The organism is Xanthomonas sp. NCPPB 3583 (genome assembly GCF_041475715.2).
Taxonomy (GTDB): domain Bacteria; phylum Pseudomonadota; class Gammaproteobacteria; order Xanthomonadales; family Xanthomonadaceae; genus Xanthomonas; species Xanthomonas euvesicatoria.
This window is the reverse complement of record NZ_CM191263.1, coordinates 542251-565192: the sequence shown is the minus strand read 5'-3', so window position 1 is coordinate 565192 and position 22942 is coordinate 542251. Positions and strand designations below refer to the sequence as shown.

The window sequence follows — 22942 nt, the reverse complement described above, 5'->3', positions numbered from 1 at the left end:
AATCATCAGCGAACAATCGCTGAGAACCCCGACCGGCAGCAGTACCGCGCATCCGCAAATTCAGGGCCAAACAAGACAGCCCTGACCATGCGCGTTCAGTCGTCCAGCTTGGTCAACAGGTAATTCGGCTCGCCGATGCGCGCCACCAGGTCCAGCTGGGTTTCCAGCCAGTCGATGTGCTCTTCTTCGGACTCCAGGATGTCCACCAGCAACTGGCGGCTCACGTAGTCCTTGACGGTCTCCGCATACGCCACCGCCTCGCGCAGCACGACAACCGCCTCGCGCTCCAGGGTCAGATCGCAGCGGAACATCTCGGTCGGGTTCTCGCCGATGCGCAGCTTGCCCAAGGCCTGGAAATTGGGCAGTCCTTCGAGAAACAGAATGCGGTCGGACAGCTTGTCCGCATGCTTCATCTCGTCGATGGATTCCTTGTACTCATGCTCGGCCAGTTCTTTCAGGCCCCAGTTCTTCAGCATCTTGGCGTGCAGGAAGTACTGGTTGATCGCAGTGAGTTCGTTGTAGAGCACCTTGTTGAGGTACTCGATGACCTTGGTATCGCCCTTCATGCGATGTCTCCGAGACAGTGAGCCGGCCGCACTCTAGCGCGTTGGCGCGGCACATGAAGGAACGCGAATCGTGATCAGTTGCGGGACGCGCCGCGGGCAGCTGCCAGTTGCCTGGCAGCTGCCAGCTGAAATCGCGGATCAGGCGTGGAACCGCCGCAGTCTTGTGCTGGCTATCAACGGGCGACCACTTCGCCGCAGGTGGCGCCGGCGAGGCAGGAATGGAACTGGCATTCGCGGCCCGGGCCGGATGCATCTGGCATCAGGTACCGCGTGGGAATCCCGGAACAGCCATCGTCGGGACTCGGCCCCGAGCACCTGCCTCAGGCGGCGCTGGCCAGCCCCAGGAGCGGCAACGGCAATGCGCGAGTGGCATGTGCCTGGTTCAACAGATCACCCGCCATCTCCAGGCATGAGCCGCAATTGGAGCCACAGCCGGTACGCATGGTCAGTTCGGCAAGGCTGGCGCAGCCATTCTCGGCCGCTTCGCGGATCTGGTGGTCGGTGACCCCATTACAGATGCAGACGTACACAGTATCGGTCGGGTGTTGGCGATCCGGAAAGGACCGGCGCTGATTGCACCGCAAACGAGAATAGGTGTCAATTCCATCCGTTAATCATTATTAATCCGCATCGCGCGAGCCCCGCTGCGCTTGCGCGGCCGCTTGCGTGGGCTGTCGTGCCCCGCCGCGCTGCTGCCCGGCAGCCACGCCTCCAGCGCACGTTGGGGCATCGCACCGACTGCCGCCGGGCCGGCCAGGCTTTGCGCAAGCGGCGCCAGATGACGCAGCGCGCGCGCATAGACGCCGCGCTTGAACATCACCACGTGCTCGACCGGATACCAGAAATCCACCCAGCGCCAGTGGTCGAACTCCGGGGTGTCGGTATGGTCGAGCTTGAGATGGGATTCATCGCCGGTGAACTGCAGCAGGAACCAGACCTGCTTCTGCCCGATACACACCTGCCGCTCATTGCGGCGCACTGCCCTGCTGGGCAGCCGATAGCGTAGCCAGCCAGGCGTGGCGCCGAGCAATTCCACATGCTCGGGCAACAACCCGGTTTCTTCGCGCAACTCGCGGTACATGGCTTCAACGGGTGTCTCATCGGTGTTCATGCCACCCTGCGGGAACTGCCAGCCGTCCCTGCGCACGCGTCGTGCCCAGAATACCTGACCGTCCTGCCGCATCAGCACAATGCCGACGTTTGGCCGGAAACCGTCCGGATCGATCACGATGCGGACTCCTGAAAATCTACTGCCACCGACTCTGCCACGGCGACGCCCGGCTCACAAGCTGAAAACGAAATGCTTGACAACAGCACGACGCATCGTGAGAATTGCCGGCTCCCTAGGCTATGTAGCTCAGCCGGTTAGAGCACAGCACTCATAATGCTGGGGTCGGTGGTTCGAGTCCACCCATAGCCACCAAGGTGTTCACGCCCTCACCGGCATGCAATAATCTTGGGCCAACACGTTTTATTGCCCCGTCGCCAAGCGGTAAGGCACCTGACTCTGACTCAGGCATTCGGTGGTTCGAATCCATCCGGGGCAGCCAAACTCAAAAGGTCCGATCGAAAGATCGGGCCTTTTTTGTTGCCCGGCGTCCGGCGGCGACGCATGGCGCATCTGCGTTCATGCATATCGCGTTCGGCCTCCAGGGCGATCCTGGCCACGCGCTCGTACAGGGCACACACCAGGACCCAAAACGACAAAAGCCCGGCATGGCCGGGCTCTTGAAGCAGGCATCCGGCGAACCGGGATGCACCAAACGCCTTGGATCAGCGCTTGGAGAACTGGGTGGCGCGACGGGCCTTGTGCAGACCGACCTTCTTGCGCTCGACTTCGCGAGCGTCGCGGGTCATGAAGCCAGCCTTGCGCAGCTCGGACTTCAGGGTTTCGTCGTACTCGACCAGCGCACGGGCGATGCCCAGACGGATCGCACCGGCCTGGCCGGTGGTGCCGCCGCCGGAGGCGGTGACCATGATGTCGAAGCTTTCGGTGTTCTTGGTCAGTTCCAGCGGCTGGCGCACGATCATGCGCGCAGTCTCACGACCAAAGAATTCGTCCAGCGGACGATCGTTGACGGTGATGTTGCCGGTGCCCTTGCGCAGGAACACGCGAGCGGTGGAGGACTTGCGGCGGCCAGTGCCGTAGTTTTGCGTGATAGCCATGATTAGATATCCAGAACTTGCGGCTGCTGGGCGGCGTGCGGATGCTCGGCACCCGAATAGACCTTGAGCTTGCGGTACATGGTGCGGCCCAGTGGGCCCTTCGGCAGCATGCCCTTGACGGCGATTTCGATCACGCGCTCCGGGTGGCGCTGCAGCGCCTGCTCCAGGCTCTCGGTCTTCAAGTTACCGATGTAGCCGGTGAAGCGGTGATACTTCTTGTCTTTCAGCTTGTTGCCCGTGACGACGATCTTCTCGGCGTTGATCACCACCAGGTAATCGCCAGTATCGACGTGAGGGGTATAAACCGGCTTGTGCTTGCCGCGCAGGCGGCGGGCCAGTTCGGTGGACAGACGGCCGAGCGTCTTGCCGGCGGCGTCAACGAGATACCAGTCGCGCTGGACGGTCTCGGACTTGGCGGTGAACGTAGTCATGAGAAAACTCTTGAGTGGTCGGGCGGATTGCAGCGGCCGATGACCACTGGAACTTTGCCACGCGTTGTGAAGGCGAAACAGAAGAGGCGGGATTGTACGGGACGTTCGGCGGCGGCGCAAGTTGCAGCAACAACCGCGCCATGGCGGTTGGCAGCACGGCGGAGCGGGGCCAGAATCGCCGTATGACCCAGATCTCCCCCACCCGCCTGCATAGCCCGCTCGACCGGCTGCTGGTCGAAGCCCAGCGCGCGCTGGACACCGTCTTCGGCAATCCGCCGGCCGAGCGTCCCAATCCCGCCGCCGACACGCCCGACGTCGTCCTGGACCCGGAGCAGCGTCGTCATGCGGCCGGCCTGATGCGCATCAACCATGTTGGCGAGGTGTGCGCGCAGGGCCTGTATTTCGGCCAGGCCGCCGTCGCCCGCGACGCACACACCCAGCACCACCTGCTGGAAGCTGCCCAGGAAGAAACGGATCACCTGGCCTGGTGCGCCGACCGCCTGCACGAGCTGGACAGCCGCCCCAGCCTGTTCAACCCCGTGTGGTACGCCGGCAGCTACGCGCTCGGCGCGCTGGCCGGGCTGCGCGGCGACGACTGGAGCCTGGGATTCGTGGTCGAAACCGAACGCCAAGTCGAAGCGCACCTGGACGAGCATCTGGAAACCCTGCCCCAGAACGACCAACGCAGCCGCGCCATCCTGCGCGTGATGAAGATCGACGAGGCCCGCCATGCCGACCAGGCCGAGCAGGCTGGCGCCCGCCCGCTCCCGGCTCCGATCCCCAGCGCGATGGCCCTGGCCTCCAAGCTGATGAAGGCGGTTGCTTACCGCCTCTAGTTGGGAATTGGGAATTGGGGACTGGCAACCAGAATCTAGCCCGTACCTAAGTACACCCAACACGGCGATCAACCGCTGGCCGGCACACCACTGAAGCACAGCCCCCCTTGTTGAGGGGGGCGCGCCTAAGGCGTGGGATAGGCAACCTCTGAGTCGGGGTCCCAAGGTTTGCGCCGCAAACTTGGGGCTGTGCCCGCATTGCGCGTGCAGCTACGGCCGAATGCGCGGGGATAGGCAGCCTCCAAGTCGGAGCCCAGGGTTTGCGCAGCAAACGCTGGAGGACTGACTACCCGACCAGCTTCAGCCCGATCACGCCGGCCACGATCAGACCGATGCATGCCAATCGCGACCACGAGGCGCTATCGCCAAATAGCGCGATACCGGCAATGGTCACGCCCAGGGCGCCGATGCCGGTCCAGATCGCATAGCCGGTGCCCACCGGAATGGTCTTCAGCGCCTGCGTCAGAAACCACAGGCTGATGCCGGCAAGGCCGATTGTCAGCACGGTCGGCCACAGGCGAGTGAACCCGTCGCTGTATTTCAGTCCCATGGCAAAGCCGATCTCGAACAGGCCGGCCAGCAACAGATAGATCCAGGGCATTGCAGTACTCCTCACAGAAAAAACGGACAAAAAAAAAAGCGACCCAGTGTCTGCACACTGGGCCGCCGTCGGCTGTGGAACGCGAGGTCGTCGCGTGGCGGGCCGTCCCGCCTTGTGGCGTTTGCGCGCTTGCGAGCAAGCACGCGACAGGATGCGCCTGCGCTTATTCGCTCAGGTTGCGTCCGTGAAACAGTTCTTCGATTTCGCGCTTGAGCAGCGTTTCGATCTTCATGCGCTCCTTGAACGACAGGTTCTTGGCGCGCTCTTCGAACAGGTACTGATCCAGGTCGAAGTCCTTCAGGTGCATCTTCGTGTGGAAGATATTTTCCTGGTAGACGTTGACGTCGAACATCTCGTAGCGCGACTTCACGTTCTTGGCGAGAAATTGCTGGATCGAGTTGATCTTGTGATCGATGTAATGCTTCTTGCCCTTCACATCGCGCGTGAAGCCACGCACGCGGTAATCCATGATCACGATGTCCGATTCCAGACTCTCGATCAGGTAGTTGAGCGCCTTCAATGGCGAAATCACGCCGCAGGTCGCGACGTCGATGTCGGCGCGGAACGTGGCGATGCCTTCCTGCGGGTGCGTTTCCGGATATGTATGGACAGTGATATGACTCTTATCCATATGAGCAACCACGGCATCGGAGATCAACTCCTTGCCGGCCTGCTTCTTGTCGATCACCGGTTCTTCGGAGATCAGGATCGTCACCGATGCGCCCTGCGGATCGTAGTCCTGACGTGCGATATTGAGGATGTTGGCGCCAATGATCTCGGCCACATCGGTCAGGATCTGCGTCAGACGATCGGCGTCGTATTGCTCATCGATATACTCGATGTAGCGCTGACGCTCCTCTTCGGTACGCGCATAACAGACGTCGTAGATGTTGAAGCTCAACGCCTTGGTGAGGTTGTTGAACCCCTGTAGCCTCAGACGAGGCAACGGCTTGACCACGTCGGTCTGTCCTTATGGAAAGCGGGAAAGGAGTCAATTATGAGCCAAAGATCCCAGCAACGAAATGCCGATGTTAAGAGTGGTTTACCTTGCATGACTCATGCCGTTAAGCTTCAGGAATCACACGCGGAACTACCATGAGCCCAGGAAATACGACGGTTGTCACTACGACGGTACGTAACGCTACCCCTTCCCTGGCGCTGGACGCGGGCACCATCGAGCGTTTCCTGGCGCACAGCCACCGAAGGCGCTATCCGACCCGGACCGATGTTTTCCGGCCAGGAGACCCGGCCGGCACCCTCTACTACGTGATCAGCGGCTCGGTGAGCATCATCGCCGAGGAAGATGACGACCGTGAGTTGGTGCTGGGCTACTTCGGCAGCGGCGAATTCGTCGGCGAGATGGGGTTATTCATTGAATCCGATACCCGTGAGGTGATCCTGCGCACCCGCACCCAGTGCGAGCTTGCCGAGATCAGCTACGAGCGGCTGCAGCAGCTGTTCCAGACCAGCCTGTCGCCGGATGCGCCGAAGATCCTGTATGCGATCGGTGTTCAGCTTTCAAAACGGCTGCTCGATACCACAAGGAAAGCCAGCCGCCTGGCCTTCCTCGACGTGACCGACCGCATCGTGCGCACGCTGCACGACCTGGCCAAGGAGCCGGAAGCGATGAGCCACCCGCAGGGCACCCAGCTGCGTGTCTCGCGCCAGGAGCTGGCACGCCTGGTCGGGTGCTCGCGCGAAATGGCCGGCCGCGTGCTCAAGAAGCTGCAGGCCGACGGCCTGCTGCATGCACGCGGCAAAACCGTCGTGCTGTACGGCACCCGCTGACGGCGCTGTGCAGCCAGTGCCTTGTGCACTGGCTGCATGCCGGTTTCGGCTCCGATGGATTGATTGCGACGGTGCCAACATCGGCACTTCATGTCCTCTGCAGCGGCACTTTTGCGCGATACCTCTTATAAGAGAGTCTTCGCGCCGTCGAACCGCACGCTCTGCATCGCGACTGCGTCACGATCCTGAAGATTCGTTGCGCTGCAGGTCGCATCCGTTTGCCCGCGCGACCCGGCGTGCAAGTGCGCCATCGCAAGCTGGACTGCGCAATCGTTGCGCTCCGCGCGAAACGACCTAGCTGCCTGAATGTTGCGCTCGCTTACAGCGCCTTGCCACCGCGGTCGCGGCAACCCCAGTTGAGGATGGGCGTGCCTGTCGGCAGTACCTGGCGGAACAGCGCTTCGCGGTTGGCCTTGGGATTGACCACCACCGGCGCGCGCGCGGCCTTCAAGAGCGGCAGATCTGCGGTGCTGTCCGAGTAGGCGATGGCGATATCGGCGTAGCCGCGCTCGCGCAGCATGCGCATCTTTTCTTCGTTATGGCAGTGACGTCGCGCAGTGACTGCGCCCAGGCGCGGGCCGACCAGGCTGCCGATGACCGGCACGTCCTGGTGGGCCACGAAACCGAGAATGGCGCGCGCCAACTCCGGCGGTGCGCCGGTGGCGACCACCACACGGTCGCCGGCGGCGCGGTGCTGGGTGAAGACCTTCAAGGCATGCGGGAGCAGGCGCTGGCGGATCTGCGCTTCATGCTTAAGCACGTATGCGTCGATGAAACGGTTGAACTCGCGCGCGCGGTGCAGGCCGAACGTGGCGATCCACACATAGCCGGACACGCCGCGCCGCCGGGTTGGCAGCATCGCCACCATCGGGCCGAGAATTGGCGAGGCCAACAGCGCAACCAGCAAGCGCAACGGGTTGCGCTTGATCAGCCAGGCAAACAGATGACTGCCGGAATCGCCGTCGTACAACGTGTGGTCGAAGTCGAAGACCACCAGCGGTGCGTCTTCGCGCGGAACGGGATACGACTCAGTCATGCGCGAAGAATAGCTGACGCAGCGACTCGCCGGGTTCGGCCGCGCGCATGAAGGTCTCGCCGACCAGAAACGCGTTCACATCGTGACTGCGCATCAGTTGCACATCGGCCTGGGTGACGATGCCGCTCTCGGTGACCAGCACGCGATCGCGCGGCACCGCCGCGCGCATGTCCAACGTGGTCTGCAGCGTCACTTCGAAGGTGCGCAGGTTGCGATTGTTGATGCCGATCAACGGCACCGGCACCTGCACCGCACGCTCGAGCTCGTCGATGTCGTGTACTTCCACCAGCACGTCCAGGCCCAGCTGCATGGCCAGGCCCGATAGATCGGCCAGTTGGGCGTCTTCCAGCGCGGACACGATCAGCAGGATGCAGTCGGCGCCGAGCACGCGGGCTTCGTAGACCTGATACGGGTCGACGGTGAAATCCTTGCGCAGCACCGGCAGCGTGCAGGCGTCGCGCGCCTGGCGTAGATAGGCATCCGATCCCTGGAAGAAATCCACATCGGTGAGCACCGACAGGCACGTCGCGCCACCGAATTCATAGCTGACCGCGATATCGGCCGGCTGGAAGTCCGGCCGGATGACACCCTTGGACGGGCTGGCCTTCTTCACTTCGGCAATCACGGCCGGGTCGCCTGCGGCGATGCTGGCCTGCATGGCAGCTGCAAATCCGCGCGTGAGCGGTAGGTCGGCGCTGCGCGCGATCAATTCGGCCAGCGGCACGCGCGCACTGCGCTCGGCGACTTCGTCGGCCTTGCGGGCAAGAATGGTGTTGAGGATGTCGCTCATCGTATCGGGTCCTGGCGGGCGGGCATTATCGGTCAAGACGGGCGCACTGGAGCGCGGCTGCGCGCAAGCACGCAGCATGCCAGCGCCACGGTGAGGATGCTGGCGGGCGATGGCCGCTGCGCGGCGGTTGCCGGCATGGCTCAGGCCTGCACGGCAAGCTGGCGGGTATAGGCGACATAGGCGTCCACCCGCACGCGCGCCGAGCCGTCGGCGATGACCGCGCGTGCGCGCAGCACGCCATCGGCAATGCTGTGGGCCACGCCGGCCACGTACAACGCAGCACCGGCGTTGAGCGCCACGATATCCAGCGCGGGGCCGGGCACGTTGTCCAATACCTGCAGCAACATCGCGCGCGATTGCGCAGCATCGGCCACCTTGAGGTTACGGCTGGCCGACATGGCGATGCCGAAATCTTCCGGGTGCACTTCGTATTCGCGCACTTGGCCATCGCGCAATTCGCCAACCAGCGTGCCAGCGCCAAGCGAAAGTTCGTCCATGCCGTCGCGCCCCCACACCACCAACGCGCGTTCGGCGCCGAGTTCGTGCAAGACGCGCGCCTGGATACCGACAAGGTCGGGGTGGAACACGCCCATCAGGATGTTCGGCGAGCCGGCCGGATTGGTCAGCGGACCCAGGATATTGAAGATGGTGCGCACCCCCATTTCGCGCCGCACCGGTGCCACCACCTTCATGGCCGGGTGATGCACTGGTGCATACATGAAGCCGATGCCGGTGTGCGCCAACGCGCTGGCAACCTGCTCGGGCTGCAGCTCGATCACCGCGCCCAATGCTTCCAGTGCGTCGGCACTGCCGGATTTGGACGAGACGCTGCGATTGCCGTGCTTGGCCACCTTGGCACCGCCGGCTGCGGCGACGAACATGGCGCAGGTGGAGATGTTGAAGGTATGCGAACCGTCCCCGCCGGTACCGACGATGTCCACCATGTGCTGGCGATCGGCCACGTCCACGCGGCGCGAGAACTCGCGCATCACCGTGGCCGCACCGGCGATTTCGCCGATGGTCTCTTTCTTGACCCGTAGCCCGGTGAGGATGGCCGCGACCATCATGTCGGAGACCTCGCCGCGCATGATCTGCCGCATCAACTCGACCATTTCGTCGTGGAAGATCTCGCGGTGTTCGATGGTGCGTTGCAGGGCTTCTTGCGGCGTGATGGGCATGGAAACAACCGTGGCAGAACGTGATGGATGGAGACGCAGGCGGCTTGCGACGCGCGCGATCAATGCAGGAAAGCGCAAGCGCCAGGCGAGGCGACTGCCGTCGCAGCTGCGACGATCATTGGCCTGGACGCGTCATGCGAAAACGCGCCTGCGGCTGCACTTCGTAATAATCGGCCGGCCCGCCCGCGCGCAGAATCGTCTGCACTGCGCCCGGATCATAGATGCCCTCGTGCAGCGCCGACCTGGCCAGGTGCACGCCGACCACTTCGCCCAGCACCAACCAGGTCTGGATGGCGTGACCGGCAGCGGTTTGCAGCGGCAGCAGCTGGCTGAGCCGGCATTCGAAACTGACCGGACTGGCAGCGACCCGTGGCGCAGCGATCAGCCGCGATGGCGCCACCTGCAGGCCGGCCAGACCGAATTCATCGACCTCCGCAGGCACCATCGCCGCGCTGGCGTTCATTGCTTCTGCCAACGGCCGGGTGGCCAGATTCCAGGTGAATTCGCCGGTGGCTTCGATGTTGCGCAGGCTGTCCTTGCGACCGATGCTGGCAAAGCCGACGATCGGCGGGATGTAGTTGAATGCGTTGAAAAAGCTGTACGGCGCCAGATTGGCGATGCCCTCGGCGCTGCGCGAGCCGATCCAACCGATAGGACGCGGGCCGACGATGGCGTTGAACGGATCGTGCGGCAGCCCGTGACCCTGCGTCGGCTCGTAGAAATGGATGCTGTCGTCGGGTGTGCTCATCGTGATTCGAATGCAGTGGAAGGCGGCGCGGTGTTTGAACACGGTGCGTAGTACGGCGCGCGTCGGGCGATGTCGCGATTTCGCATCGTCGCTGCACCGATGCCGCAATGCGATACGTCACGATGGCACAGGCACATCGCAATCAACGCTGCAGAAAGTTCTTCAGCAAGGCATGTCCGTGCTGGGTCAGGATCGATTCGGGATGGAACTGCACGCCTTCGACCGGAAACTGGCGATGGCGCAGGCCCATGATCTCTTCCATCGAGCCATCCGGATTTTCGGTCCAGGCGGTGACCTCCAGTGTGTCCGGCAAGGTGCTCTTGTCCACCACCAGCGAGTGATAGCGCGTGGCCTCGTAGCTGTCCGGCAGGCCGGCGAACACGCCCTTGCCCTGATGACGAATCGGCGAGGTCTTGCCGTGCATGATGTTGCCGGCGCGGATCACATCGCCACCGTAGACCTGGCCAATGCTTTGATGGCCCAGGCACACGCCCAGGATCGGCGTGGTCTGGCCCAGCTGCTCGATCAATTGCAGCGAGATTCCGGCTTCGTTGGGCGTGCACGGACCGGGCGAGATGACGATGCGCTCGGGCTTGAGCGCGGCGATCTGGTCGACGCTCATGGCGTCGTTGCGCACCACAATAACCTCGGCGCCCAGCGCCTGCAGGTACTGCACGAGGTTGTAGGTGAAGCTGTCGTAGTTGTCGAGCATCAGCAGCATGGCAAAGGACTCATTGCGCGATCAGGAAGACCGCATAGATGTTTTCGGTATAAGTGATAGTGCCGGTCATCAGGCTCTCGCCGACTCCCTGGCCCACTGCGCTTGGCGCAGGCGACGACGGTGGAGCCGGCGGCGAAGGCGGAGACACGATCGAGCCTGGCGTTGCCGCTGTGGCGGCCGACCAGGTGCCTGCTTCGACGCCATAGGCAAAATTGGGAGCGACATCCGAAATGCTGTAAATGCCGCCGAGCCGGACGCCGTACGCAGCGGCAAGCCCCTGAGCGGACTGGCGTGACTGCGTCGCGGCTTCACGCTTGAGTTCCGCACGTAACGCGGCAGCATCGGCGTAGGCCGTTTGCATCGATAACACCTGCACATTCTCGTTGGCGTCCAAGTCGCCGAGGAAGGCACGCACATCTTTCAATGAAGTAAAGGTGCCACGAATCCTGCGCTCCACCCGGGTCCCCTCGAAGACGGATTTGCCCGCCTCATAACGCGATTGCGGAGAAATCGAGAGTGCAGAGGCGTAAAGGGAGTCCTTGAGAACGTGATCGCGCTGTAATCCATCCAGAACCAACCTGGCACGGTCTTCGACAAACTTCCGCGCCAAGTCGGGCTGTAATTCCGTCTTGCTGATCTTGAGGTCAACGATAAAGCGGTCTGGATCGACCGTGCGAAACGCCTGGCCTTTGACCAACAAATGCGGCTGCGACGGCAGGGCATTGATCTGCGCCATTCCAACAGTGGGTAGCGTCAGCACAGCGGCGAGCATCCAACCAGCGATTGTGTTCATCGTTGTCGTCCTTGAGGTCTAGTCATGGCCCTGCACTGCGTGCTGCTGCAAAAGGGCCGCCACATCCGCACACAGCCGATCGACCGCCGTGGCCGTGGTCGCCCACGAGGTCACGAAGCGGATCACCTGACTGCCATCGGTGCGCATTTCCCAGCGCTCGAAGTCGTAGCCTTGCGCCAGCTGCGCGGCCTGCTGCGCGCTGACGGCGATGAACTGCTGGTTGGTCGGCGAGTCGCTGGTGAAATGCGCGCCTGCCGCAAGCAGGCCAGCGCGCAGGCGTTGCGCCATGGCATTGGCATGCGCGGCCAGTTCGAAGAACAGACCATCTTCGAACAACGCCGCAAATTGCACACCAAGCACCATGCCCTTGGCCAGTAGCGCGCCGCGCTGCTTGATCAGATAACGCAAATCGGGCTGCAGCGCCGGATTGACGATGACCAGCGCTTCGCCGAGCAGCGCACCATTCTTGGTGCCGCCGATATAGAACGCATCGGTCAGCGCGGCAATGGTGGGCAGATCCAGATCGTTGCCGTCGGCGGTCAGCGCCGCCCCCAGGCGCGCGCCATCCAGGTACAGCAGCAGATCGTTCGCGCGACAGAAGCCAGACAATTCTTCGAGTTCTGCACGTGTATAGAGGGTGCCGCTTTCGGTGCTGTTGGAAATGTAGACCAGGCGCGGCTGCACCATGTGTTCGTTGCCATGCACAGCCAGCACCGGCTGGATCAACGCAGGCGTCAGCTTGTCGTGCAGCGCCGGGACAGTGAGCACCTTGTGGCCGGTCGCTTCGATGGCGCCGGTCTCGTGCGTGGCGATATGCGCCGCGTCCACCGCGATGACGGCCTGATGCGGGCGCAAGAACGCGCTGATCGCAATCAGATTGGTCTGCGTGCCGCCGACCAGCAGATGCACGTCGGCCTGCGGCTGCGCGACGGCATGGCGGATCAACGCAACCGCACGCGCTGTGTGCCGATCGGTGCCGTAGCCGGGGTGCTGATCGGCGCTGGCCTGCGCCAACGCCTGCAACAGCCGCGGATGCGCGCCTTCGCTGTAGTCGTTGCGAAAGCTGATGCGCGTCGTGCTGCCCTGCCCGTCCATCACAGGCCCTTGGCCGCCTGGGCAACTGCGCGAAACAGCGCGCGCCCCTTGTTCATGGTCTCCTGCCACTCCAGGTCGGGGTCGGAGTCATAGACCACGCCGCCGCCGGCCTGCACATACAGGTAGCCGTCCTGGATGACGGCAGTGCGGATGGCGATGGCGGTGTCGGCATCGCCATGCCAGCCGATATAGCCCACCGCGCCGGAATAGACATTGCGTTTGACCGGCTCCAGCTCGCGAATGATTTCCAGCGCGCGGATCTTCGGCGCGCCGCTGACGGTGCCGGCCGGGAAGGTGGCGCGCAGCACATCGCTGTAATTCAGGCCGGCCTTCAGGGTGCCGGTCACTTCGCTGACGATATGCATGACATGGCTATAGCGTTCGATCACGAACTGCTCGCCGACCTTGACCGTGCCCGGTTCGGCCACGCGGCCGACATCGTTGCGCCCCAGATCGATCAGCATCACGTGCTCGGCGCGTTCCTTCGGGTCGGCCAGCAGTTCGGCTTCCAGTGCCTTGTCCAGTTCGGGCGTGGCGCCGCGTGGGCGGGTGCCGGCGATCGGGCGCACAGTGACCACGCCATCGCGCAGGCGCGCCAGAATTTCCGGCGACGAACCAACCACCTGGGTACCGCCGACATCGAGAAAATACATGTACGGCGACGGGTTCAACGCACGCAACGCGCGATACACGTCCACCGGGCGCGCGCGGAACGGCACGCGCAAGCGCTGCGATGGCACCACCTGGAAGATGTCGCCGGCGCGCACGTATTCCTGCGCCTTGCGCACCACGGCGTGGTACTCCTCGCGGGTGAACGAGGAATGGAAGTCCGCTTCGTCGATCGCATCGGAAATCTGCGCCCGCGGATAACCGGCGCCGCCCTGACGCAGGCGATGCGCCAGCGCGTCCAGGCGCCGATTGGCGCGCACATAGGCCTGCGGCTGGCGCGGGTCGGCATGCACGATCAGGTACAGACGGCCCTTGAGGTTGTCGAACACCGCCAGCTCTTCGGAGAGCATCAGCAGGATGTCGGGCGTGCCGAGTTCGTCGGGTTTGTCGCCACTGCCCAGGCGCGGTTCGATGTATTGGATGCATTCGAAACCGAACCAGCCGACCAGCCCGCCGGTGAAGCCGGGCAGGCCATCGAGTTGCGGCACCGAATGTTCGGCGCGCAACGCATCAACTTCGGCCAACGGGTCGGCGACCTCACGGGTCTCGACGACTTCGCAGTGTTCGCTGACCTCCAGCGTGTGGCCCCGAAAGCTGTACACGCGCCGCGCCGGCAGGCCGATGATGGAGTAGCGCCCGAAGCGCTCCCCGCCTTCGACCGATTCGAACAGATAGGTGTAGGCGCCGTCGGCGAGCTTCAGATAGACCGACAGTGGCGTGTCCAGGTCGGACAGCACTTCGCGGACAACGGGAATACGGGTGTGGCCTTCAGCGGCCTGGCGCTGGAACTGCTCTGCAGTGATCAAGACGACTTTCCTTCCGGGACTCTGTGGCGGGGCGGACGACGGCAACGGGCCACCATCGCCACCAGCGGCGAGCGGAAGAGAAGGAGCGTGGAGTCGTCAGGCGGGACACGCCGCTACTGTAGCGCAACTGCTGGCCCAGGGCAGCAGGCGGGGGCGAACGTCGTTCAACAACGGCGAAGGTGGGCGCGGCGATTGCCTGGCCCACCCGAAACGCATGCGAAGCTTTCCCGATACCCCCATCCCCGATTCCCGATTCTCACCCGCCAAGCAAAGGGCACTCACCCGGCAAGTGCATTCGCAGACGCGCCGGGACGCATTCGATGCGGAAGTGCCGCGAGGTTTCCGGTTCGCCGTCCAGGTTCAAAGTCAGCGGTTGCTGGGAAACGATTTCCAGCCACGGCACGCGGGCGCGCACGGCCACGCGTTCGAGCGCGGCCTGTTTGCCGCCAGTGACCAGGGTGCCGAGCGTGGCGGCCACTTCCCCGTCGAGGTCGGGGACGATGGTGACATCCAGCAGGCCGTCGTCGATCAGTGCCTCCGGGCACAGCGCCTGGCCGCCACCGGCCTGGCGCCCGTTCCCCAGGCCAAGTGCGATGAATTCGCCTTCCCAGCTGAACTCCGGGCCGCTGAAGCGGGCGCTGATCGGGTCGATGCGGCCCAGCCGCGACATGCCGGTGATGAGATAGGCCAGGCCGCCGAGCATCTTCTTCAGGCCTTCGTCGGTTTCCACCGTGACCTGGGTGCCGAAGCCGCCGCTGGCCACGTTGGCGCACCAGTGTGGGCCGTGGTCGGCGTCGATCCGCAACAGGTCGACCGGCTGCGCGACGCGCTCGGCGATCAGGGTCAACGCCTCCAGCGGGGCGATCGGCAGATTGGCGGCGGTGGCGAAGTCGTTGGCGGTGCCCAGCGGCACCAGGCCCAGCGACGGCAGCGAGGCCGCATCGCCCTCGTGGTGCGCCAGGGCGGCGGCCACTTCGCTCAGGGTGCCGTCGCCACCGGCGGCCACCACCGTGTGCACGCCATCGGCCACCGCCTCGCCCACGTAACGCTCGGCATCGCCGTCTTCCCAGGTGACCCGCACATCGAGCTGGATGCCGCGCTTGCGCAGCGTTCCCACCGCCTCACGCAGGTCCATGTTGTCGGTGGACTTGCCGTTGAGGATCACACGCCAGTGGGACGGGGCCATGCGCGCTGCCGATGCTGTGAGGGTAATGGCCGCAGGCTAGCAGCGGGCCAATGGGCAGATCGTGAATAGGCGCTGCCGGCGCACTGTCATTGCGGTGTCATCGATGACCCGGAGAGTGGAAGGCCATAGCAGGGACGACGGGCGGAGGCAGGATCAGCCTCCAATTTTCTTGAAGGCCGCCCCGATGGGGGCGGCCTTCCTTTTGCATGAGGCTGGATTGCGCGGCGTGCCCGGCTCAGTCGCCTGCCGCAAACGCGGCCAACCGTTCGCCGTCGAGCCGGTACACGGTCCAGCCGTCCATCGGGCGCGCACCGACCGCCTTGTAGAAGTCGATGGCCGGCTGGTTCCAGTCCAGCACCGACCATTCGAACCGCCCGCAGCCACGCTGCACGGCCAGCTGCGCCAGGTGCCGCAACAGTGCAAGGCCCGCACCCTTGCCGCGCGCTTCCGGCCGGACGAACAGGTCTTCCAGGTACAGGCCGTTGCGGCCGAGCCAGGTGGAGTAGTTGAAGAAATACACCGCAAATCCCAGCGCCTGACCGTCCTGCTCGCAGATCAGCGCATGCGCGGTGGCGCCGTCGCCGAACAGACTGGCGCGCAACTCCTCCAGGCCGGCCTTGACTGCGTCCGGCTCGCGCTCGTACACCGCCAGCGCGGTGATGAGTTCATGCAGCAGCGGCACATCCTCAGGCGTGGCGCTGCGGATCTGCGGCGCGGGCCGGCTCATCGCACCGCATCCACCGCCGCGCGCATCTGCGCAATCACCTGCGCATAGTCGGGCGCATTGAAAATGGCCGAGCCGGCGACGAAGGTGTCGGCGCCGGCCGCGGCAATCGCACCGATGTTGTCGGCCTTGACCCCGCCATCGATCTCCAGCCGGATCGGCTTGCCCGTCGCGTCGATCTTGCGGCGGAGGGCGCGCAGCTTGTCCAGTGCGGACGGGATGAAGGCCTGCCCGCCAAAGCCCGGGTTGACCGACATCACCAATACCAGGTCCAGCTCGGGCAGCACCCAATCCAGGATGTCCACCGGCGTGGCCGGATTGAGCACCAGTCCGGCCTGGCAGCCATGCGACTTGATCAGCTGGATCGTGCGGTGCACGTGGCGGCTGGCTTCGGGGTGGAAGCTGATGGTGGTGGCACCGGCTTCGGCGAAATCCGGCACGATGCGGTCCACCGGCTCGACCATCAGGTGCACGTCGATCGGCGCGGTGATGCCGTGCTTGCGCAGCGCCTGGCACACCATGGGGCCGATGGTGAGGTTGGGCACGTAGTGGTTGTCCATCACGTCGAAGTGCACCCAGTCGGCACCAGCCTTGAGGACGTTGTTCACTTCCTCGCCCAGACGGGCGAAATCGGCGGACAGGATGGACGGGGCGATCGCCGTCGGTTGCATGGGCAGCTCGGAAAAATGCAGGAGCGCCATTGTCGCAACCGTGGCCCGGCGAGGAAAGCCGGATGCCGCTGGGCGCTGGGGATTTCGATGTACAGCGCGCTGCATCGACGCCCGGCACTACGTAACACAGCGGTTTTCGGCGTGCAGCCTTTGCTTCAGCGCTTGCGCTGCCGTTGAATCCGGTCATAGGCGGCGTTGATCTGGCTGGCCTTCTTTTCGGCCTGGCGGCGGGCTTCCGGGTCGGCGTTGGCGACCTTGTCCGGGTGGTAGCGGGACATCAGCCGGCGATAGGCCAGGTCGATCTCGGCAGTGGTGGCGTCCGGCTCCAGGCCCAGCGCCTCGTACGGATTTTCCGCGCGCCGTTTGAACCAGCCGGCGTCGACCGCGTGGCCGATCGCCAGCCCGATCAGCAGCCCCACCACCGGCGCCCCGCGAAACAGCAAGGCACCGGCCAATGCGCCGAGCAGTTTTCCGTACCAGGACATGGGGGCGATCGGGGGCGGGAGGCGGGCTGGCGATCTTACCCGAACGCCCGCCCGGCCTGGCTGACGGCTCCTGCACAAGCCCCACCGCGCGGGCTTCCAATAAATTCTGCGGGAGGCGGCGAAGCGCCGTACACTACGCGGCCCGCTGCCTACCCGCGGGCCCGCCGGGTCCCGGGGACAGCGTCATAGCGACGTCCTTAGGAGTGCCTGTGTCGACCACGCTGTTGCAATCCGATCTGCCCGGCCTGCCGTTGCGTCACCGTGGCAAGGTCCGCGATGTCTTCGATCTTCCCCGCGACCGCCTGCCCGCCGATGCGCCCCCGGGCGACTATCTGTTGATGGTGGCCACCGACCGCCTGTCCGCGTTCGACGTGGTGCTGCCCGACCCGATTCCCGGCAAGGGCGAGATGCTGTGCCAGGTATCCAACTTCTGGTTCCACAAGACCGAACACCTGATGCCCAACCACCTGGTGGACATCCGCGTGGAGCAGGTATTGCCCGAGGGTGTCGATCCGGCCTTGTACGCCAAACGCGCCGTGGTCACGCGCAAGCTCAAGCCGGTGCCGGTGGAAGCCATCGCCCGCGGCTATGTGATCGGCAGCGGCTGGAAGGATTACCAGCGCACCGGCAAGATCAGCGGTATCGAATTGCCCGACGGCCTGCGTCAGGCCGAGAAACTGCCCGAGCCGATTTTCACTCCTTCGACCAAGGCAGCGGTTGGCGACCACGACGAAAACATCGACTTCGATGCAATGGTCAAGACGGTCGGCGCCGAGCTGGCCGAACGCGTGCGCGATGCCACCTTGCGCATCTACCGGTTCGCAGCCGATTTTGCTGCCGAACGCGGCATATTACTGGCCGATACCAAGTTCGAATTCGGTACCGATGCCGATGGCCGCCTGTACATCATGGACGAGATGCTGACTCCGGATTCCTCGCGTTATTGGCCGGCCGACCAATACGAACCGGGCACCAGCCCGCCGAGCTACGACAAGCAGTTCGTGCGCGATTATCTGGAAACCCTGGACTGGGGCAAGACCGCGCCCGGCCCGCGCCTGCCGGCCGACGTCATCGATCGCACGCGTGCGAAATATGCCGAAGCGCTGCAGCGGCTGGCGGATATTTCGGTGGATTGAATGCACGCGCCCGGTGAAAGGGGCGAGGCGGCGCAGTACGCAGACGCCGCTATGACTGCGAGCGCCGACATTCTCGGCGCTTCGATTTCTCGACTACCGACTGAAGGCCAGGTTGGTGATCAAGCGTGAAGCTTCATGACGGCTATCGCACACACTCGCCCACCAGTATCCCCACCGCGCCCACTGCGATGGTGTGTTCTCTTGCCCAGCAAGGCCGCAATGACCATGTCAAGTCACTTGTGTCGCGTGCTGCCTGCCTTGCGCAGCGCACTAATTCCAGGTCTAGCGCTCGCACTGAGCGCCTGCACTCCCGGCGAATCTGCACCCCACGCCGTTCCCTCATCAGCACCGGTAGCACCTGCGAAGAACAACGCACCCGCAGCATTGCAGGTCAACGCCAGACTAGCCGCGCTGATACAGGCCGCTGGCGCAACCTGCACGGATGCAACAGGATGCACAGCAGGCAATGTCGACACGCGTGATTTTTACGATGTGGAGTTTTTGCCCGATTGTGGCGATAAGGGCTTCTTCGCCGGCGTCGCCCAGGCGAACGGAGCAGATCTATTGGATGCCGTTCCCGTCACCGGCAGCAGCGCAACGGCTACAGCCAATCTTGCCCAAGGCCAGCTCGTCTGCGTCCAGGCGATCGGCCGAGCCGGACAAAACCCGCGTTATTACTACGTGGCCGCAATTCCAGCGGACACCATTGCAAAGTGCAAAAACAACGCATTGTGCAAAACCTATGGCGACAGGCCGATTAAGCAGATCAAGCCTGAAAGTAGTGAGAGCTGCCACGCGGCAGCACCAGGACAATCCACTGGCAATTGCGCGCAAGGATGGGTGGGTGCGGACGCACTCGAAGTATTTTCGAACGGAATCTAGTTGCACGCACCAAACGGGTGATTTGCAGGCAACCCATCCATCACTGCATGACGATTGCTGCAATGGATCCAGATGAGGTACCCGGCCCGTGTTGAGGACACTCACCGGCCTTGGCATCGTTTGAGCAATCGGCCACCGTCATTCCGGTCACGCTCCCAGGGTGCGGGCCTGCCGCGTCCGGCCGGCTCGCCGCACTCTGGCCCCCGCAAGCCTTCACGCATTTGCACACAATGCGCAGATACCATCCTGCGCGCTCGCACATCGCCCGATACGATCAGGAGGATCCGTTGGCCCTTTTACGAACATCTCTGCATGCCCTCGCACTGAGCCTGGCGCTGGTTGCCTGCAAACCGCAAACAGAGCCAGCAGGCGCGGCAATGCCCGCAGCGACAGCAGAGGCAGCGGGCACCGCGCCTGCCGCCTCAACCCCTGCTACGGCGTCAGCCACGCCCGCTCAGCCGACGACCTGCCCCACCGCCGACTTCTCTGCATTTCTAAAAAGCTTCAGTGCAGACATCGCGGCCCAGGAGAAAGCCACGGCCGACCCGCTGACCATGATCCGGATCGATCCGGATGCGCAGCCGGAACCGGCGCCAGTCACTCGCGAGGTTGCGCTGGCCGACGTCAAATGGCCGGTTATCCCGAACCTGGACGTGGCCCGCTCCGCGGGCCGCGAGGTCGTGGTGTCCGAGAACGCAGGCGGTCGCCAGGTGCTGGTGCGTACACCTGACAGCGGCGACCAACAGGTCTACCACTTCGCCCAGCGCCCATGCTGGACCTTGGTCAAGGTCGACGACCAGTCGCTGTAACGGCGCGGGCAAGTAACGGCGCGGCCAACACCGCGCCACGCAAAAACCCAAATCAGGAGACGGCCGTGCCCCCCTTCAGAGTGCTCATCCCCGTGCTGGCAGTAGCGCTTGCCGCGTGTAACGGTCCGCAGGCAGCCGATGCGCCTGAAACGCCGGCCAATGCACCCGCAGCCGCGGCTGGCCCACCCGCACCGGCCGCGACACCTCCTGCCACACCGACACAAGGGACTGTACCCATGGCAACGATCGACTCCTTCGTTCCAGCAGGATCGAAGGCACTGGATACCCAACGCGGCGACCTGACTGGCGCCGGACATTCGGACGCACTTGTCGTGATTTCTCCGCCGGCAACCGGCAACGAAAAGCTCGGCGAAGGGCAGCCACGTCGCGTCCTGCTGCTGACCCAGAACGCCGATGGCAGCCTGCAAAAGGCCGCTGAAAATAATCGCATCGTGCCCTGTGCCCGCTGCGGCGGTCTGGCAGGCGACCCGTATGCGTTTTCGCGCGTCCAGCCCGGGCAATTCACCATCTCCATCTCAGGCGGGTCGCGCGAGCGCTGGGCCGACGACTTCACGTTCAAGTATTCGGCAGACAAGCAGACCTGGTTGCTGGACAAGGTCGTGCGCGATCTTTCCGATACCGAGACCGAACAACACAACACCCTGGAATTAACCGACAAGGATTTTGGGACGGTGACGTTCCAGGACTTCGACCCCGCCACGCTCAAGAAAGTCGCGGCGCTGGATGAGGCTGGAGCCCAGAAACAAAATTAAAGGGAAGTAATGGCTGACGCGGACAAGGATGGGTCCGTCTTTTCATGTTGCTGAGAAATGAGGAGTTACACCATGGCAACCGATCGCGAAACTGGGCTGCTGCAGGCAGCCTATGCAGCGGGAATCACCCGGCCCAACGAATTGGCGAATTTCATGGCCCAGGTAGGCCACGAATCGGGCGGACTCAATCGCCTGGAAGAAGGGTTCCGCTATACCCGCGGCCCCTCCCAAGTGAGCTCGAAAGTGCGTTCTGCACTGCGCGAAGGACCGGAGGCGCTGGAAGAAGCGCGCCTTGAGGCATTGCGCGGCCAGCCGGAGAAACTCGCCGAATTGATGTATGGCGGGCGCATGGGCAACAACGAGCCCGGCGATGGCTATCTTTACCGTGGTCGCGGCTACATCCAGCTCACCGGCAAGGATCAGTATCGCGAGGCCGGCGAAGCGTTGAAACTCGACCTGGTCGCGCACCCCGAACTGGCCGCGCAACCGGAAAACGCGTCGCGGATCGCAACCTGGTACTGGCAGCACAATGTGCCGCAAGCGGCCAGGCAGGATGCGCATGCAGCAGGCGTTGCGATCAACGGCGGCGATCCGCCGAATGGACTGGCTGACCGCGAAAGCCGCTTCGCGCGCTGGCAGCGCGACCTCACGCCCGATGTGATGCACAAGCTCGAACACGGTCAACTCGGACAGACCGTCGCGCCCGCGCAGCATTCGGCACCGACGCAAGCACCGCATGCCGGTTCGAACGCGCATTCGTTCCAGGCCACCATGGAGCGCATGCTTCCGCCGCAGAACGGCACTGCGCCGCATATCACCGGGCATTACGGCGAGCACCGCAGCGCGCGCGACCACGGCGGCACCGACTTCAATTATCAGGGCGGTCAGGCAGGACGCAATCTGCAGCATCCAACCGTGCATTCGCCGGTCGCCGGAACGGTGACCTTTGCTGGCGGAAGCTACGGCACCGTCAAGATTCGCGATGCACAAGTCAACTCGCACGAGATCCTGCATCTGGATGGCGTCAAGGTCAAAGAAGGGCAAACATTGTCGGCAGGCGACGCGATCGGCACGATGGGGGGACGTGGGCCCAATGGCGCAAGCCAATATGCGCAGCATGTGCATTACCAATTGCGCGATGCCAACGGCAAATTGACCAGCCCCGAGACCTTCTGGAATCAGGGTCACCAACACGAAGCGGGTGCGCGCCACACGCAGGCAGCACCGGCAAGCGGCACAAGTGCCCTGCGGCATGGCGACAACAGTCAGGATGTGGGCAAGCTGCAGCAGGACCTCAACCGTCTCGGTGTACGCGATGCACAAGGCAACCGCCTGGCCGAAGACGGGCGCTTCGGCGACAACACGCGTGAGGCGGTAATGGCGTTCCAGAAGCAGCATGGGCTGCAGCAGGACGGTGTTGTCGGCCGCGATACGCGTGCAGCATTGGCTGCACAACCGGCGCAGACGCGCGAGGCGCAGGTTGCTGCGCCGAAAGGGCCTTCGCTCAACGATGCATCGCATCCCGACCACGCGCTACATAACGCAATCCGCAGCAAGCTGCCGAGCATGATCTCCAACGAGACGGCGGCACATGTCACGCTGCAGGCGAAGCAGAATGGGATCGACAGCGCGGACAAGTTGCAGAACGTGACAGTGCAGGACGGCAAGGCGTTCGTCATGGGCACCACGCCGGGCTTCCGTGCGGCGGTGGACCTGAACCAACCTGCCCCGACACTTGAGCAAACCAGCGCGCAGTTGCTGGCTGGTCACTCGCAGCAGCAACAGGCCCAGCAAGAACAGCAGAAGGTTGCGATGGGAGGTCGCTGATCTTTCAGCGATAGATCAAGAAGACGCCGGCCAGGAGATTGGCCGGCGTTCTTGTTTCCACATGCACCGCGGGAGTCACGACACATCGCGCAAGCTGATCGTCATTCAACGGCCAGCGCGTGTGGTGATGGAACACCGCAACACCCCCGCGCTGGCGCACGATACGGCGCAACCCTGCCTGATACCACTGCATTGCGCGCATGCTTGGCCGCAGCGGCCAATGAC

26 protein-coding genes and 2 tRNA genes are annotated in these 22942 nt (G+C 63.8%); 9 read left to right on the top strand and 19 right to left on the bottom strand.

The window, feature by feature from the left end:
* Positions 1–95 precede the first annotated feature (95 nt).
* The 3 genes from bfr to ACCQ07_RS02485 form a co-directional block, all read right to left on the bottom strand.
* Positions 96–566 carry a bacterioferritin gene (gene bfr / locus ACCQ07_RS02495; RefSeq protein ID WP_003483093.1) on the bottom strand — a complete coding sequence of 157 codons (471 nt, stop codon included), beginning with the start codon at positions 564–566 and terminating at the stop codon, positions 96–98.
* 320 nt (positions 567–886) lie between these two features.
* Positions 887–1096 carry a (2Fe-2S)-binding protein gene (locus ACCQ07_RS02490; RefSeq protein ID WP_008575600.1) on the bottom strand — a complete coding sequence of 70 codons (210 nt, stop codon included), beginning with the start codon at positions 1094–1096 and terminating at the stop codon, positions 887–889.
* 80 nt (positions 1097–1176) lie between these two features.
* The gene (locus tag ACCQ07_RS02485) at positions 1177–1794 is read right to left on the bottom strand and encodes an RNA pyrophosphohydrolase (RefSeq protein WP_011346181.1); all 618 of its coding nucleotides are present in this window, start codon (positions 1792–1794) and stop codon (positions 1177–1179) included.
* Positions 1795–1912: 118 nt separating this feature from the next.
* On the opposite strand from ACCQ07_RS02485, the gene ACCQ07_RS02480 reads away from it, so the two are divergent.
* Positions 1913–1989 (top strand) — tRNA-Met (locus tag ACCQ07_RS02480).
* A 52-nt stretch (positions 1990–2041) separates the two neighbouring features.
* Positions 2042–2116, top strand: a tRNA-Gln gene (locus ACCQ07_RS02475).
* A 223-nt stretch (positions 2117–2339) separates the two neighbouring features.
* Here the strand turns inward: ACCQ07_RS02475 and rpsI are convergent.
* Positions 2340–2732 carry a 30S ribosomal protein S9 gene (rpsI, locus tag ACCQ07_RS02470; RefSeq protein ID WP_003483085.1) on the bottom strand — a complete coding sequence of 131 codons (393 nt, stop codon included), beginning with the start codon at positions 2730–2732 and terminating at the stop codon, positions 2340–2342.
* A 2-nt stretch (positions 2733–2734) separates the two neighbouring features.
* Complete coding sequence (rplM, locus tag ACCQ07_RS02465) at positions 2735–3163, bottom strand: 50S ribosomal protein L13 (RefSeq protein ID WP_003483082.1); 429 nt, start codon at positions 3161–3163, stop codon at positions 2735–2737.
* 182 nt (positions 3164–3345) lie between these two features.
* Between rplM and coq7 the strand changes: the two genes are divergently transcribed.
* A complete protein-coding gene (gene coq7 / locus ACCQ07_RS02460; protein ID WP_109291331.1) occupies positions 3346–3999 on the top strand; it encodes a 2-polyprenyl-3-methyl-6-methoxy-1,4-benzoquinone monooxygenase in 654 nt (217 codons plus the stop codon).
* A 286-nt stretch (positions 4000–4285) separates the two neighbouring features.
* Here coq7 and ACCQ07_RS02455 read toward each other — a convergent pair whose 3' ends face one another.
* Entirely contained in the window at positions 4286–4600 is a 315-nt protein-coding gene (locus ACCQ07_RS02455) for a DMT family transporter (RefSeq protein WP_003483069.1), read from the bottom strand.
* A 163-nt stretch (positions 4601–4763) separates the two neighbouring features.
* Positions 4764–5558, bottom strand: a complete 795-nt coding sequence (gene speD, locus ACCQ07_RS02450) for an adenosylmethionine decarboxylase (protein WP_007967854.1) — start codon at positions 5556–5558, stop codon at positions 4764–4766.
* 137 nt (positions 5559–5695) lie between these two features.
* Here speD and crp point away from each other — a divergent pair, with 137 nt between their 5' ends.
* Complete coding sequence (crp, locus tag ACCQ07_RS02445) at positions 5696–6388, top strand: cAMP-activated global transcriptional regulator CRP (RefSeq protein ID WP_005914205.1); 693 nt, start codon at positions 5696–5698, stop codon at positions 6386–6388.
* 319 nt (positions 6389–6707) lie between these two features.
* Here the strand turns inward: crp and ACCQ07_RS02440 are convergent, their stop codons facing one another.
* The 12 genes from ACCQ07_RS02440 to ACCQ07_RS02385 all read right to left on the bottom strand — a co-directional run bounded on the left by ACCQ07_RS02440 (position 6708) and on the right by ACCQ07_RS02385 (position 17290).
* Positions 6708–7424, bottom strand: a complete 717-nt coding sequence (locus ACCQ07_RS02440) for a haloacid dehalogenase-like hydrolase (RefSeq protein ID WP_007967853.1) — start codon at positions 7422–7424, stop codon at positions 6708–6710.
* On the bottom strand, positions 7417–8292 hold the full coding sequence (trpC, locus tag ACCQ07_RS02435; RefSeq protein ID WP_170922806.1) for an indole-3-glycerol phosphate synthase TrpC: 876 nt from the start codon (positions 8290–8292) through the stop codon (positions 7417–7419). The genes ACCQ07_RS02440 and trpC overlap by 8 nt, the downstream gene beginning before the upstream one ends.
* Positions 8293–8354: 62 nt before the next feature.
* A complete protein-coding gene (gene trpD, locus ACCQ07_RS02430) occupies positions 8355–9392 on the bottom strand; it encodes an anthranilate phosphoribosyltransferase (RefSeq protein WP_057681086.1) in 1038 nt (345 codons plus the stop codon).
* Between the two features lie 115 nt (positions 9393–9507).
* Positions 9508–10140, bottom strand: coding sequence for a flavin reductase family protein (locus ACCQ07_RS02425; RefSeq protein ID WP_008575588.1), 633 nt, complete (start codon positions 10138–10140; stop codon positions 9508–9510).
* A 142-nt stretch (positions 10141–10282) separates the two neighbouring features.
* A complete protein-coding gene (locus ACCQ07_RS02420) occupies positions 10283–10861 on the bottom strand; it encodes an anthranilate synthase component II (RefSeq protein WP_372363749.1) in 579 nt (192 codons plus the stop codon).
* 10 nt (positions 10862–10871) lie between these two features.
* On the bottom strand, positions 10872–11654 hold the full coding sequence (locus ACCQ07_RS02415) for an SIMPL domain-containing protein (RefSeq protein WP_014089191.1): 783 nt from the start codon (positions 11652–11654) through the stop codon (positions 10872–10874).
* 18 nt (positions 11655–11672) lie between these two features.
* Positions 11673–12749 carry a threonine aldolase family protein gene (locus ACCQ07_RS02410; RefSeq protein WP_057681084.1) on the bottom strand — a complete coding sequence of 359 codons (1077 nt, stop codon included), beginning with the start codon at positions 12747–12749 and terminating at the stop codon, positions 11673–11675.
* Complete coding sequence (gene trpE / locus ACCQ07_RS02405; protein WP_057681083.1) at positions 12749–14224, bottom strand: anthranilate synthase component I; 1476 nt, start codon at positions 14222–14224, stop codon at positions 12749–12751. Before trpE ends, ACCQ07_RS02410 begins: the two co-directional genes overlap by 1 nt.
* A 256-nt stretch (positions 14225–14480) precedes the next feature.
* Positions 14481–15410 carry a lipid kinase YegS gene (gene yegS, locus ACCQ07_RS02400; RefSeq protein ID WP_014089189.1) on the bottom strand — a complete coding sequence of 310 codons (930 nt, stop codon included), beginning with the start codon at positions 15408–15410 and terminating at the stop codon, positions 14481–14483.
* 235 nt (positions 15411–15645) lie between these two features.
* Positions 15646–16137 (bottom strand): GNAT family N-acetyltransferase, encoded by a 492-nt coding sequence (locus tag ACCQ07_RS02395; protein WP_057681082.1) that lies wholly within the window; start codon positions 16135–16137, stop codon positions 15646–15648.
* The gene (gene rpe, locus ACCQ07_RS02390; RefSeq protein WP_170922805.1) at positions 16134–16835 is read right to left on the bottom strand and encodes a ribulose-phosphate 3-epimerase; all 702 of its coding nucleotides are present in this window, start codon (positions 16833–16835) and stop codon (positions 16134–16136) included. The genes ACCQ07_RS02395 and rpe overlap by 4 nt, the downstream gene beginning before the upstream one ends.
* Before the next feature lie 125 nt (positions 16836–16960).
* Complete coding sequence (locus ACCQ07_RS02385; RefSeq protein ID WP_014089186.1) at positions 16961–17290, bottom strand: J domain-containing protein; 330 nt, start codon at positions 17288–17290, stop codon at positions 16961–16963.
* Between the two features lie 209 nt (positions 17291–17499).
* On the opposite strand from ACCQ07_RS02385, the gene ACCQ07_RS02380 reads away from it, so the two are divergent.
* The 5 genes from ACCQ07_RS02380 to ACCQ07_RS02360 all read left to right on the top strand — a co-directional run bounded on the left by ACCQ07_RS02380 (position 17500) and on the right by ACCQ07_RS02360 (position 22717).
* Complete coding sequence (locus tag ACCQ07_RS02380; protein ID WP_008575574.1) at positions 17500–18426, top strand: phosphoribosylaminoimidazolesuccinocarboxamide synthase; 927 nt, start codon at positions 17500–17502, stop codon at positions 18424–18426.
* Between the two features lie 219 nt (positions 18427–18645).
* Positions 18646–19308, top strand: a complete 663-nt coding sequence (locus ACCQ07_RS02375) for a hypothetical protein (RefSeq protein WP_080505873.1) — start codon at positions 18646–18648, stop codon at positions 19306–19308.
* A 230-nt stretch (positions 19309–19538) separates the two neighbouring features.
* Positions 19539–20117 (top strand): hypothetical protein, encoded by a 579-nt coding sequence (locus ACCQ07_RS02370; RefSeq protein WP_240495933.1) that lies wholly within the window; start codon positions 19539–19541, stop codon positions 20115–20117.
* Positions 20118–20353: 236 nt separating this feature from the next.
* Positions 20354–20890, top strand: a complete 537-nt coding sequence (locus ACCQ07_RS02365) for a hypothetical protein (RefSeq protein ID WP_008575567.1) — start codon at positions 20354–20356, stop codon at positions 20888–20890.
* Between the two features lie 72 nt (positions 20891–20962).
* Positions 20963–22717, top strand: coding sequence for a peptidoglycan-binding protein (locus ACCQ07_RS02360; protein ID WP_372363747.1), 1755 nt, complete (start codon positions 20963–20965; stop codon positions 22715–22717).
* The last annotated feature ends 225 nt before the right edge of the window (positions 22718–22942 follow it).